The 13,203-nt window shown below is 70.0% G+C and carries 9 protein-coding genes; 7 read left to right on the forward strand and 2 right to left on the reverse strand.

The features are described from left to right. The first annotated feature begins 83 nt into the window (after positions 1–83). The 5 genes from ACFQS9_RS12415 (at position 84) to ACFQS9_RS12435 (ending at position 4,475) form a co-directional block, all read left to right on the forward strand. Positions 84–1,352 (forward strand): PucR family transcriptional regulator, encoded by a 1,269-nt coding sequence (locus ACFQS9_RS12415; RefSeq protein ID WP_378405023.1) that lies wholly within the window; start codon positions 84–86, stop codon positions 1,350–1,352. Positions 1,353–1,411: 59 nt separating this feature from the next. After that, a complete protein-coding gene (locus ACFQS9_RS12420; protein ID WP_378405025.1) occupies positions 1,412–1,840 on the forward strand; it encodes a nuclear transport factor 2 family protein in 429 nt (142 codons plus the stop codon). Positions 1,841–1,868: 28 nt separating this feature from the next. Then, positions 1,869–2,228 (forward strand): GntR family transcriptional regulator, encoded by a 360-nt coding sequence (locus ACFQS9_RS12425; protein ID WP_378405027.1) that lies wholly within the window; start codon positions 1,869–1,871, stop codon positions 2,226–2,228. A 100-nt stretch (positions 2,229–2,328) separates the two neighbouring features. After that, positions 2,329–2,757 (forward strand): DoxX family protein, encoded by a 429-nt coding sequence (locus ACFQS9_RS12430; protein ID WP_378405028.1) that lies wholly within the window; start codon positions 2,329–2,331, stop codon positions 2,755–2,757. Positions 2,758–2,840: 83 nt separating this feature from the next. After that, positions 2,841–4,475 carry a BCCT family transporter gene (locus tag ACFQS9_RS12435; protein ID WP_378405030.1) on the forward strand — a complete coding sequence of 545 codons (1,635 nt, stop codon included), beginning with the start codon at positions 2,841–2,843 and terminating at the stop codon, positions 4,473–4,475. Between the two features lie 60 nt (positions 4,476–4,535). On the opposite strand, the gene ACFQS9_RS12440 is transcribed toward ACFQS9_RS12435, so the two are convergent. Beyond that, positions 4,536–6,143, reverse strand: a complete 1,608-nt coding sequence (locus ACFQS9_RS12440; RefSeq protein ID WP_378405032.1) for an AMP-binding protein — start codon at positions 6,141–6,143, stop codon at positions 4,536–4,538. 169 nt (positions 6,144–6,312) lie between these two features. Continuing rightward, positions 6,313–7,821 carry a dolichyl-phosphate-mannose--protein mannosyltransferase gene (locus ACFQS9_RS12445; RefSeq protein WP_378405372.1) on the reverse strand — a complete coding sequence of 503 codons (1,509 nt, stop codon included), beginning with the start codon at positions 7,819–7,821 and terminating at the stop codon, positions 6,313–6,315. A gap of 72 nt (positions 7,822–7,893) precedes the next feature. Here ACFQS9_RS12445 and rsmI point away from each other — a divergent pair, with 72 nt between their 5' ends. After that, positions 7,894–8,724 carry a 16S rRNA (cytidine(1402)-2'-O)-methyltransferase gene (gene rsmI / locus ACFQS9_RS12450; RefSeq protein ID WP_378405034.1) on the forward strand — a complete coding sequence of 277 codons (831 nt, stop codon included), beginning with the start codon at positions 7,894–7,896 and terminating at the stop codon, positions 8,722–8,724. A 380-nt stretch (positions 8,725–9,104) separates the two neighbouring features. After that, entirely contained in the window at positions 9,105–13,199 is a 4,095-nt protein-coding gene (locus ACFQS9_RS12455; protein WP_378405036.1) for a WD40 repeat domain-containing protein, read from the forward strand. Positions 13,200–13,203 lie beyond the last annotated feature (4 nt).

Here is a 13,203-nt window from a genome sequence, read left to right on the forward strand (position 1 = left end):
ATCGGAGAGTGGCGTGGATTACATATTGATCGGAAAACTCCTGGTCGTGGTTGTAGATTGCGATCAACTATTCGGAGGATTTTGTGTCTGGAATCAAAACCGACCCGGACGGGCCCATCAGGATCGGCGGTCGGTCACTGGCCGACCAGCTGGCCCAGCGGACGCATGTGCTGGTCGCGGAGACGGTGCACGCGGTGCGGACCGATGTCCCCTTTTATCGGTCGCTGCCCGAGGAGGCCATCCGCAACGACGTCACCGCCATCGTGCGGCGCAATCTGGAGCTGTTCATCGCGATGCTGCGGAGCGCGCGTGAGCCGAACCCGGGGGAGGTGGCGGAGCTGCGTGATTCGGCCGGTCGCCGTGCTGAGGAGCTGGTACCCCTCGCCGAGGTCCTGCACGCGTACCACCTCGGGATCCAGCACTGGTGGGCGGCGATCTCCGAGCTGGCCACCGAAGGGGACGGCCAGGCCCTGGCGCGGGCCGGGCGGCAGCTGCACACCTACCTGCTGGCCGCCACGTCCGCGGTCGTGGCCGGATACGGGTCGGATCACGGGTCGGCCGGGGACGACGACGCCGCCAGGCGCGCCCTGCTGATGGCGTTATCCGCGGGTTCCGACCCGGCCGGCACCGCGGACCGGGTGGGCCTGACGCTCGCCCGGCTCTACTGGGTCGCCGCGATCCACGTCGATCCGCACCCCGACGAATCCGCGGCGGAGGTGGACACCGCGGTGGCCGAGCGGCGCAAGGTGCGGCGGTTGCAGCGGGAACTCGACAACGTCGGCCGGGACAAGGCGCTGTGCGCGGTGACCAGTAGCGGCGGGACGGCGCTGATCCCCATCGTCGATTCCGATCCCGCCGAGGACAACTGGGAGGGCAGCCCCCAGTACGCGCAGCTGCGGCGCAACCTGCTCGATCTCGAACGGGCGATCGGCGCCGCGGTCGTGGTCGCGGTTTCCGCCGCGGCGCCGTCCCGGGTGCCGGGCGCGTTGCAGGAGGCTCGCGAGGTGCTCGAGGTGGCGCGGTGTCACGGGCACCGCAGCGGGCTCTTCCGGCTGCGGGACGTCCCGGTCGAGTATCAACTGACCAGGCCGAGCGCCGCGCACGCGGTGCTGGCGAATCTGTTGTCCCCGTTGGATGCCCAGGAGCCGATCCTGCGCACCCTCGAGGCGTTCGTGGACGCCGGCTACGACCGGGCGGCCGCGGCCGCGGCCCTGCACGTCCATCCGAACACGGTGCTGTATCGGCTTCGCAAGCTCGCGACGCTGACCGGGCTGGACGTGTCGTCGCCGCGGGATCTGGTCCGCGTCACCGCGGCGCTCGCGGCGAGGCGCTCGGGCACCACGGCGACCTGAACGGCAGTCGTTGTCGCATTCGGCGGCGCGACCCACCGCCGGTGCGTTTGTATGTCGGCATGGACCTGCAGACGATCTCCGACCGCATCGAGATACAGGATCTGTTCACCCGCTATGCGCATGCGGTGGACAGCAAGGACTGGGCGCTCTATCGCACCGTGTTCACCCCGGACGCGCACATCGACTACTCCACCGCCGGCGGACCGACCGGTGACCTGGAGTTCGTCGTGGCGCAGCTGGCGACGATGCTCGACCTGTTCGCGCAGACGCAGCATTTCGTCTCGAACATCGACGTGGATCTCGACGGTGACCGGGCCAGGGTCCGGGCGATGTTCTTCAACCCGATGATCGTCAAGAAGGACAGGCAGTTCTTCTGTGGCGGCTGGTACAACCACGAGCTCGTCCGCACGCCCGAGGGCTGGCGCAGTCGCAGCCTGGTCGAGGAGTCGGCGTGGTTCGACGGTGTGGCGGAGGCGTTCGCGGACTGACCGCGGCGTCGCGGGGTTAGCCTCGATCATGCGCATCGACATCGACCCACACTCGTCCACGGCGCCGTACGAGCAGCTGCGGCTGCAGATCCTCGATCGCGTCCGGCGCGGCGAGCTGATCGCGGGCACCAAGCTGCCGACGGTGCGGGCCCTCGCCGAGGAGTTGGGGCTGGCGGCGAACACCGTGGCCCGGTCGTATCGAGAGCTCGAACAGCTCGGGGCGATCGAGACGAGGGGTCGGCTGGGATCGTTCGTGGCCGCGGTCGGAGACGCCTCGATGGCCGCCGCGCAGCGCGCCGCCACCGACTACGTCGCCACGGTCCGCGGGCTCGGGCTCGACGACGAGACGGCCGAGCGGTTGCTCAAGGCCGCGCTGCGCGGGGCATGACCGGACGACCAGAGCCGCATTGGTTGACGCTTCAACTATCACTGTGTCACAGTTGGTGGGTACCCAGTCCGTCGCGTCGCACACCGAAAAGGACATCGTCATGAAATCCGCTGCATTCCGAGACCTCGCCATCCTCATCGCCCGGATCGGCATCGGCATCATCTTTGTCGCCCACGGCTGGCAGAAGTTCTTCACCAACGGCATCGACAAGACGCAGATCGCGTTCGAGGGCATGGGCGCCCCCATGCCGAACGTCTCCGCAATCGTGGCCGCGGCGGTCGAATTGGTGGGCGGGTTCGCCCTCATCGCCGGGATCGCGACGCCGATCGCGGGGATCCTGCTGTTCCTCGACATGGTCGGGGCGTTCTTCATCGTGCACTACGACAAGGGCATCTTCGTCAGCGAAGGCGGCTACGAGCTGGTGCTGGCCCTCGGGGTCGGCTCGCTGCTGCTCGCCGCGACCGGGGCCGGACGGTTCAGCGTCGACGGGATCCTCGGCGGCAGAAAGTCGGCAAGGTCGGTGGCGTAGCACGTCGACGCCGCTCGGGTAGGTCGCCGTTCGGCGCCTGTCGCGCTTGCTTTTGCCGTACCAGGCAAGCAACGTAGGGGCACATGGCGTCGAATTCCGATCTACCCGAGCAGGATTCCGGCCGCACCGACGAGGAGATCATCGGTCACGTCATCACCCGCGCGACCGGGGTCCGGACCGACCGTGTCGTGTTCGGGGTCACGGCCGCGATCGTGGCAGCAATCCTGCTCTGGGGTCTGATCGGCCCGGACAGCCTCGACTCCGCCACGGGCTCCGTCCTCGACTGGCTGGTGACCAACCTGGGCTGGCTGTTCATCCTCGCCGCGACCGGCTTCGTGTTGTTCTCGGTGTGGTTGGCGCTGAGCAAGTACGGCCGGATCCCGCTCGGGAAGGACGGCGAGAAGCCGGAGTTCAACACCGTCAGCTGGATCGCCATGATGTTCAGCGCGGGAATGGGTATCGGGCTCATGTACTTCGGCGTGGCCGAGCCGCTCGCGCACTTCGTGACCCCGCCGCCAGGGACCGACGGGGGAGTCGGGACCGCGATGGCGACCACCATGTTCCACTGGAGCCTGCATCCCTGGTCCACCTACGCGGTGGTCGGAATGGCGCTCGCCTACGGCACCTACCGGCGCGGCCGTAAGCAGCTCTTCAGCTCCGCGTTCGTCGCGCTGCTCGGGCGCCGTGCGGAGGGCCCGATCGGCAAGGTCATCGACATCCTGGCGATCTTCGCGACCATGTTCGGCACCGCCGCCTCACTCGGGTTGGGTGCGCTGCAGATCGGCTCGGGCTTCGAGGTCGCCGGCTGGATGGACAAGGCAGGCACGCTGCTGCTGGTCTCCATCGTCGCCGTGCTGACGCTGGTGTTCGTCGCGTCCGCGGTCTCCGGGGTGGCCAAGGGGATCCAGTGGCTCTCGAACATCAACATGGTGCTGGCGCTGGTGCTCGCGGCCTTCGTGTTCGTGCTCGGTCCGACGGTGCTGATCCTCAACCTGATCCCGACCACCCTCGGCGCCTATGCCGCCGAGATCGCGGAGATGTCCGCGCGCACAGCGGCATCGAGTAACCCGGACACCGCCGAATGGCTGTCCTCGTGGACCATCTTCTACTGGGCGTGGTGGATCTCGTGGACCCCGTTCGTCGGAATGTTCCTCGCCCGCATCAGTCGCGGCCGCACGATCCGCGAGTTCGTCATCGGCGTGATCCTGGTCCCGAGCGTGGTCAGCCTGGTCTGGTTCTCGGTCTTCGGCGGCGCCGCCATCGGCGAGCAGCGCGCCGGCATCGACCTCGCGGGACGCGGCAGCTCCGAATCCCAGCTCTTCGGCATGCTGGACAACCTCCCGCTGGCGGGGATCTCGACCGTCCTGGTGATGCTCCTGGTCGCCATCTTCTTCGTCTCCGGCGCCGACGCCGCCTCGATGGTGATGGGAACGCTGTCCCAGCGCGGCACCCTCGACCCCAGCCGCTGGGTCGTGATCTTCTGGGGCCTGGCCACCGGCGGGGTCGCGGCGTTGCTGCTGTGGACGGGCGGCGAGGATGCACTGCACGGACTGCAGACGATGACGATCATCGCGGCGGCGCCGTTCGTCCTGGTGATGATCGGTCTGTGCGTTGCCCTCTACCGAGACCTGTGCCACGACCCGATGATCCTGGAGGCGAAGGGCGAACCTCGGCGGCTGCCGCGTCCCCGCACGCGGGCCAAGCAGGTCAGTCGGTAGCGGCAAGGGTGGTGCGACGGAAACCGAAGGCAATCAAGGGTTTCCGTCGCACCTTCGCGCTCACCGGCTCAGGTCGGCCCTGAGCTCGTGCTTGCGGGCCTTGCCGGTCGCCGTCTTGGGCAGCGCGTCGAGGACGATCACCCGCTTGGGCACCTTGAAGCCGGCCAGGTGCAGCTTGGCGTGCGCGATCACCTGGGCCTCGAGCTCGGCGGGCGCGATGTCGGCGTCGGTGGCGACGACGACGGCGCACACAGCCTCACCCCAGCGGTCGTCCGGCAGGCCGACCACGGAACACTCCTGCACGCCGGGCGCCGCCGCGACGACGCGCTCGACCTCCACGGACGAGACGTTCTCACCACCGCTCTTGATGATGTCCTTGAGTCGGTCGGTGAACCAGACGACCCCGTCCTCGTCGAGGTGGCCGACATCGCCGCTGTGGAACCAGCCGTGCGCGAAGGCCGCCCGATTCGCGTCGGCGTTGTTCCAGTAGCCGCTGCTGACATGCGGCCCCCGATAGACGATCTCGCCGCTCTCTCCGGCGGGCAGCAGGGCGCCGGCGCCGTCCATGATCTGCACCTCGACGGTCGGGACCGGCGGGCCCCACGAGTTCGCCTTGGTGTGGCGGTGCTCGGGCCACTGCAGCACGGTCGCGGGCACCACCTCGGTCTGACCGGACCCGAGGATGACCGCGGCGTTCGGGAAAGCCTCGTCGACCTGGTCGAGCAGCTCGCCGGGCATCGGCGCCATCGCGTAGATGCACAGTCGGACCGAGGAGAGGTCCCGTGCCGTCGCGGCCTGCGCCCCCAGCAGCGCGCGGTACATGATCGGCAGGAACATCACGTGCGTCGCGCGGTGCGACTCGATCGCATCGAGCACGGCGCCCGGGTCGAACGGGCCGGGGAGCACCACGGTGCCGCCGATCATCAGGGTCGGCAGGACGAGCGTGTTCAGGCCCGTGGTGTGGAACATCGGCAGCACGTTGACCAGGGTCGCGTGGTCGCCGCCCCAGGACCCGCCCTGCATCAAGGCGTTCGTCAGGCCCGCGACGAACACCGCCGTGTGGCTGGCGAGCACGCCCTTGGGTCGGGAGGTGGTGCCGGAGGTGTACAGGCACTGCGCGGTGTCGCGGTCCTCGACCAGCACCTCGACCGGCCCCGAGGTCCCGCGCGCCGCGAGGTCCTCCCAGGACCGGGCGTCCAGCCCGCCCACCGTCGCGGCGGGCTCCGCGCCGACGAGGACGACGGACGTCACCGAGTCCAGCCCGGGCAGGATCTTGTCGAGCAGCGGCCCGAAGGCGGCATCGGCAACAATCGTGGTGGTCCCCGAGTCGTTCAGGATCCATGCGATGTCCTCGGGCGCGAGCACGACGTTCACCGGCATCGCCACCAGACCGGCCTTGGCGCAGGCGAAGTAGGTCGCGACGAACTGCCACGAATTGCCCATCAGCATCGCGACCGGCTGCTGGCGGGCCAGGCCCGCATCGAGGAGCGCGCCCGCGACGGACTCCGCGGCCCGGTCGAGTTCGGCGTAGGTCACCGATCGGCCACGATCGGCGATCGCGGTGCGAGCGCCGAACATTCGTGCGGACCGGGTGAGGGCGTCACCCAACGAGGTGCGGGTGGCCAGATTGACCTCGAGCTCGGTCAGACCGGACAGATCGGGTTGCATGTGTGGCCTCCACTGGACGTCGAAAGGACGCGCCACCCGAACGGCTGGGCGCCCACGATGTTGGTGACTGGGGTCACAGAGGGCCCCTTGCGAGGCGACTGTAGGCGCGAACGGAAAAACAATCAAGCATGCTTGATTGGATTGATGTGGGGCTGCCCGTACTGCCGGGTCAGCGCCAGCTCGGCAACCAGAGCTGGTGCTGCCAGGCCTCCGGCGTGATCGGCATCGCGGTGAGAATCGGCCAGAGCCAGATGAAGTTCGCGACCACCAGCCCGAGGTAGAGACACACCGCGAGCAGGCCGGTTCCGCGGCGTTCCGCCGAGGACCGGGCGTGGCCGATGATCTCGCCCAGTGCCAGCGCCAGTCCCATCACGAGGAAAGGGGCCAGCGCGACGGCGTAGAAGAAGTACATCTGCCGGTCCATGGTGACGAACCAGGGCAGGAGTCCGGCACCGTATCCGGTGAGCACGGCCGCGTATCGCCAGTCCCTGGACACCACCGTGCGCCACAGCGCCCAGGCGAGCATCGGCAGCGCCAGCCACCACATGGCGGGGGTGCCGATGAGCATGACCGCCTTGACACAGGTCGATGCGCCGCACCCGGAGATCTGGTCACCGTCGGCGAAGTAGTACAGCATCGGCCGCAGGCCCATCGGCCAGGACCAGGGCTTGGACTCCCACGGGTGGTGGTTGCCCGCGGAGTTGGTCAGCCCGGAGTGGAAGTCGAGCACGTTGCCGCTGTAGTACCAGAGCGAGCGCAAGGCGTCCGGGACGAACGCGAACTGCCCGCCGAGGCCCACCTTGGTGCCGACGGCGTTCCGGTCCACACCGGTCTCCGAGGCGAACCACGACCAATAGCTCGCCAGGTACACCAGAACCGGAACCAGCACCAGCGCGTAGAGGGCGGGCCCCACGTCGCGCAGCCAGACGCCGACCCACGGCCGGCGGACCCCGTAGGCGCGCCGCGCGGCGACATCGAAGGCGACGCTGAGGAGGCCGAAGAAGACGATGAAGTACACGCCGGACCACTTCGTGCCGCACGCCAACCCGAGCAGCACGCCCGCACCGAACCGCCACCAGCGCACGCCGAGGCGCGGTCCCCAGGGCGAGTCGTGGATCCGTCCCTCCACCCACACGAGCGCCATCCGCTCGCGCACCTCGTCCCTGTCCACCACGAGGCAGCCGAACGCCGCGACCACGAACACCGCCATGAAGATGTCCAGCATCCCGATCCGCGAGGACACGAAGGTGACGCCGTCGGCGATGAGCAGCAACCCGGCGATCGCGCCGACCAGGGTGGAACGGGCCATCCGGCGCACGATCCTGATCACCAGCAACACCAGGATGGTGCCGGCGACCGCGGACGCGAACCGCCAGCCCCAGCCGTTGTAGCCGAAGATCGCCTCCCCGACGGCGATCAGCTGCTTGCCGATCGGCGGATGCACGACGAGGCCGTACCCGGGGTTGTCCTCGAGCCAGCCGCCGGTCAGCACCTGCCAGCCCTGCGGTGCGTAGTGCTTCTCGTCGAACACCGGGGTGCCCGCGTCCGTGGGGTAACCGAGCATGGCGAAACGGGTGATCGCCGCCAGCGTGGTGAGGACGATGGTGACCGCCCAGCCGCGCATCCGGTCGGTCGGGCCGAGGTCCAGGGCGGGCGCGGCCGGGGCCGGGCTGACGATCAGGGTGTCGACTGCGGGCGTCGCGCGCTCGTCGGTCAACTGGGTCACGTGGTCGATCGTAGGCTGTGGGACATGAACGGTCGTCTTGTCCTTGCCGCGACACCGATGGGTGAGGTCCGTGACGCCTCGGAACGCCTGAAGGAGGCCCTCGCCACGGCGGACGTCGTCGCTGCGGAGGACACCCGCCGAACCAAGCATCTGGCCGCCGCGCTCGGGGTGGTGATCGCCGGCAAGGTGGTCAGCTTCTACGACCAGGTCGAGACCACCCGGCTACCGGCATTGGTCGCGGATGTCGCCGAGGGCAAGACGGTGCTGTTGGTGACGGATGCGGGGATGCCGTCGGTCAGCGACCCCGGCTACCGGTTGGTGGCCGCCTGTGTCGAAAAGGATCTGCCGGTGACCTGCCTGCCGGGTCCGTCGGCCGTGACGACCGCGTTGGCGCTGTCCGGGCTGCCGGTCGAGCGCTTCTGCTTCGACGGCTTCCCGCCGCGCAAGCAGGGGCAGCGCCGAACCTGGCTGGAGTCCCTGCGCACCGAGCAGCGGGCGTGCGTGTTCTTCGAGGCGCCGCACCGGTTGGCGGCCTGTCTGGCCGACGCGGTCGAGGTGCTCGGTGGTGACCGCCGCGCGGCGGTCTGCCGGGAACTGACCAAGACCTACGAGGAGGTGCGCCGCGGCACGCTGGCCGAGCTGGCGCAGTGGGCGATCGAGGGCGCACGCGGGGAGATCACCGTCGTGCTGGAAGCGGCGCGACTGGTCGCCGCGGAACCCGAGGATCTGGTCGGGGAGGTGGAGCGGCTCGTCGAGGGTGGGGCGCGGCTCAAGGACGCGTGCGCGATGGTCGCGACGGCCGGGGTGTCCAAGCGTGAGGTCTACGAGGCGGTGCTGGCGGCCCGACAGGGCTGAGTGGATCGGCGGTCGACGGACCGTCACATCGGCGGTGCGCCCATCAACATGATGAGGCCGACCGCGGCAGCCAGGACGAGTGCTGCGGCGAGGGTGGGCGGAACCGTGGACGCGATCTTGGCGGCGAGTCTGCTCATGGTCACTCCGTCGTGTGTGGTCGGCCACGGACACACCGGCGGGAACAACCCCCCCTCGGGCTGACAGTTCCCGCCGGTGTGGCGCGGCGATGCAGGGCCCCCCGTGCGTCGGGATCAACTCTGGTCGGTGCGGGGGACCCAGCCAAACCGCAAACCTCGGTATCCGGGTATCGTCCCAGTTCGCAGCGGGTGAGGAACTTTTCCGCAGCGGATTTTCCACGGTACGAACTGAGGTGATCGACGATGTCCGGTGGCGATTCGGCCGATGCGGTGGACGGCGCCGCGGACAGCGATCCCGGCAAACCGGATCGGGGCGACCGGGAGGAACAGGCGCGACTGCACTTCGCGGATCAACTGCGCCTGCTGTTCGCGACCGCGGGCGGACCCGCCCTCAAGAAGGTCGTGTCCGAGTCCTCGGCGGTCGGCCGGACCATCGGCACGGACCGGCAGATCTCGGTCCAGCGATTGAGCGACTGGCGCTCGGGCAAGCGGGTACCCGCCACGTTCGATTCCGTTCGCCCGGTCCTCGTGGTCCTCATCCGGGGGGCGCAGGCGCTGCACGGCACCCAGCCGCCCGTCGCCGGTCTGTACTCGATGAAGCAGTGGCTCGCGTGGTGGTCGAGCGCCCGCGATGCGAACGCCACGCGCGGCCGCGGTGAGGCCGCCGATCAGCAGGCGGCGACACCGGTGACCGGGGTTCGGCCCTATCGGGGGCTGGAGCCCTACCGGGCCGAGGACGCGCGGCTGTTCTTCGGCCGGGGCGCCAGCCTGCCCGGCCTGGTCGCCACGGTCACCTCCGCGCAGGGTCGGGGGCTGGTGATCGTGACCGGCGCCTCGGGCGTCGGGAAGTCGTCGCTCGTCCAGGCGGGTCTCGTCGCGGAATTGACGGGCGCGGCACCCGCCGCCGGAGGCAGCGGCTGCCGGCCGGTGGTGCTCACTCCCGGGCCCAACCCGTTGCAGGCGCTGGGCGAGGCGATCTCGGAGCTACGGGAGTCTGCCCCGGATCCCCGCCCGGAGACCGTCCGCCGCGCGGTCCGCGCGGCCGCCGCCCGGCTGGGATCGAGCCCGCTGTTGATCGTGGTCGACCAGATCGAGGAGCTGTTCACCCAGTGCGACGACCCCGGAGAGCGGGACCGCTTCCTCACGCTCCTCGACCTGGCAGCGAGGACGATCGGTGCGGACGAGACGCCCGACGCCGCACCTTCGGTCATCGCGACCATGCGATCCGACTTCTACGAGCAGGCCCTCTCGCAGCCGGTGCTCGCCCGCGCCCTCGAACGGCACAGCAAGGTCCTCGCGCCGCTGACGCGGGATGACATGGTGGAGGTGATCACCCAGCCCGCCCGGATGATCGGCCTCAAACTCGAAGCCGGTCTCGTCGATCTCATCCTCCACGATCTCGGGGTCCTCACCTCGGACGAGGGCACCGGCACGGTCCTGCCGTTGCTGTCGCACCTGCTCGACACGATGTGGGAGCGCAGGCGTGGGGGGGTGCTCACCGTGGCGAGCTACCGCGCCACCGGTGGTGTCCGCGGGTCCGTCGCGGCGACCGCCGAACGCACCTGGGCGGCGCTGGACGAGCGGGGCAGGGTGCTCGCCCGGGCGATGCTGGTGCACCTCGTGTATGTCACGGACACCGGCACCGACGTGAAGATCCGGCGGACGCTGCCCCAGCTGCTGGCCTTCGCGGGCGAGGACACCGCGACCGGCAGGCAGGTCGTGGACCAGTTCATCGCGGCCCGGGTCCTGGTCGCGGACACCGAGAGCGTCGAACTCATCCACGACGCGGTGATCGATGCCTGGCCCCGGCTGAAGCAGTGGATCCAGGAGGACCGCTCCTACACCGCGTTGCGGCAGCAGATCGAGGCGGACGCCGCGAACTGGGAGCTGTCGGACCGCAACAACAGCCTGCTCTACCAGCGTGGCCGCCTCGACATGGTCGCCGAGCACGATGCGTCGCGGATCGCGGTGGAGGGGCTGGGTGCGACCAAGGTGGCCGCGTCCCTGACCCCGACGGCGTCGGAGTTCCTCGCCACCTCGACCGGGCACGTGCGCCGGGACACCTGGATCCAGCGCGCCGTGATGGCGGCTCTCGTGGTGTCCACCGTGATCGCCCTGGTCGCGGTGTCGATGGCGTGGACGGCGAAGCAGCGGGCCGAATCGGAACGCTCCGCCGCACAGTTCAACCAGTTGGTCGCGCTGACGGATTCGCTGCGCGACTCGGACCCGACGACCTCCGCGCGGCTGGCGATCGAGGCGTGGCAGATGAAGCCGGGAAACGACACCGCGTTCTCGCGCCTGATCGCGACCGAATCGACCCCGGTGGGCCGCGTCTTGAGCGGCCACCACGGGCCGGTCTACGGGGTGGCCGTCACCCGCGACGGCACGATGATCGCCTCCGCCAGCGACGACCGCACCGTCCGGCTGTGGGACCTCACCGATCGCACCGACCCGCGCCCGATCGGCGTCCCGCTCGGCGGGGCCGAGAAGTACATGGCGTCGGTGTCCTTCAGTCCGGACGGCAAGATCCTGGCCGCGGGCAGCGGCGACGGTCTCGTCTTCATCTGGGACGTCACCGACCGGTCGGCGCCGCGGCCCCTGCTCGACGGGGCCAAGGTGGGACCCCGGGCGGTCCACAACATCCGGTTCAGCCCGGACGGGCGGATCCTGGCCGTGCCCGCCGACGACGGCACCGTGACGATGTTCGACACGTCGGACCCGTTCTCGGGCCGATTCGGGTCCACGGTGCTGCCTGCGCATCAGGGCGCGGTACGGACGGTGTCGTTCCGCGGCGACTCGACGGTGCTGGCAACCGCCAGTGACGACCGCAGTGTCCGGCTGTGGGACATCGCCGGGCTCGGCGCGGGTGTCGCACCGGCCCCGCTGCCGTCGGTGCTGACCGGATTCGGCGACGTCGTGCACTCGGTGGCGTTCGCGCCCGACGGGCGGACCCTCGCCGCCAGCAGCGACGACGGGTTCCTCCGGGTGTTCGACACCGCGGACGTGCGGGCGGTCGGCGAGATCGGGGTCCCGATCCAGGCCCACACGGGTGGGGTGTGGACCATCGCCTTCGCGTCCGACGGTGCGACGCTGGCGAGTGCCTCGTGGGACGGGACCGTGAAGACATGGTCCCTGGACCCGGCTTCGCGGAGTCTGCACGAACTGCGTCCCGCGCTGACCGGCAACGGCGGCGGCGTGCCCGCGCTCGCCCTCTCGCCCGACGGTTCGGCGATCGTCACCGGGGGCCAGGACTCCACCGTCCGGGTGTGGTCCCTGCCGACGACGGCGATCCACGTCTCGGCGTCGGCGTTCACCCAGCCCGCGACGAGCCGGGACGGTTCGTTGGTGGCCACCGGCGGCTACGACTCGGTGATCCGGCTGTGGCGGGCGGGGGCGGACCGCCGGATGTCCCTACTGAGCGAGCTCACCATGCCGCGCCCGTTCGGCGGCGCCCACGTGGTGGCACTGGCACCGGACGGCGGAACGATGGCGACCGCGCCGACGTCCGGCGGGCAGGTGCAGTTGTGGGATGTGCGCGACCCGCAGCACCCGCGTGCCCTGGGCGGACCGATCCTGACCCAGACGAGGTTCACCTGGGAGATGGCGTTCAGTCCGGACGGGTCCACGCTCGCGATCGGTGCGGACGACGTCAGCGTCCGGCTGTGGAATCTGGCGGACCCGGAACGGCCGACGCCGTGGGGTGAGCCGCTCGACGGTCCGACGAATCTCGTTCGCACGGTGGGCTTCAGCCCGGACGGGCGGAACCTGGTGGCGGCCGATGCGGACGGCGGCATGCACGCCTGGGACGTGCGGGAGGCGGCGAGTCCCCGAGAGGTCCCGGTCGCGGAGAGCGGTCAGGCGGACGGGATCAACTCGATCTCGTTCAGCCCGGACGGGACGATGCTGGCGGCCGGCGGCGATGACCAGTCGATCGTGATGTGGGATCGGGCGGACGACGGCACGCTCACCCTCAGGGGCTCGCCGCTGCGCGGGCACACCGGCACCGTCTACTCGGTGTCGTTCGATCCCGATGGCAGGCACGTGATCAGCGGAGGCGACGACGGTACGGTGCGGCTGTGGGACGTCGCCGACGCGGGGTCGATGCGCAGCGTCGGCGGGCCGATCACCACGACAGGTACGGGGCGGTGGCAGGTGGCCTTCCTGCCGGGCACCCACGCGGCGCTCTCCGGCGACGGTGAGGGCGTGCTGCGGATCTGGGATCTGGACGCGTCGTCGATCATCCGCCGAATCTGCTCGTCGACGACGCCCCTGCCCGCGGAGCGCGCGGCGGATTTCGAGTTGTCGGGCTCGGGTGAGCAGGCGTGCGCGCAGGGCTGATCGG

Origin of the sequence: Rhodococcus daqingensis (assembly GCF_042665615.1) — a bacterium.
Classification (GTDB): Bacteria; Actinomycetota; Actinomycetes; order Mycobacteriales; family Mycobacteriaceae; genus Rhodococcus_G; species Rhodococcus_G daqingensis.

Coding starts and splice junctions, on each gene's coding strand:
- ACFQS9_RS12455 (WP_378405036.1), top strand. CDS start 9,105: ATGTCCGGTGGCGATTCGGCCGATGCGGTGGACGGCGCCGCGGACAGC.
- ACFQS9_RS12420 (WP_378405025.1), top strand. CDS start 1,412: ATGGACCTGCAGACGATCTCCGACCGCATCGAGATACAGGATCTGTTC.
- ACFQS9_RS12435 (WP_378405030.1), top strand. CDS start 2,841: ATGGCGTCGAATTCCGATCTACCCGAGCAGGATTCCGGCCGCACCGAC.
- ACFQS9_RS12430 (WP_378405028.1), top strand. CDS start 2,329: ATGAAATCCGCTGCATTCCGAGACCTCGCCATCCTCATCGCCCGGATC.
- ACFQS9_RS12440 (WP_378405032.1), bottom strand. CDS start 6,143: ATGCAACCCGATCTGTCCGGTCTGACCGAGCTCGAGGTCAATCTGGCC.
- rsmI (WP_378405034.1), top strand. CDS start 7,894: ATGAACGGTCGTCTTGTCCTTGCCGCGACACCGATGGGTGAGGTCCGT.
- ACFQS9_RS12425 (WP_378405027.1), top strand. CDS start 1,869: ATGCGCATCGACATCGACCCACACTCGTCCACGGCGCCGTACGAGCAG.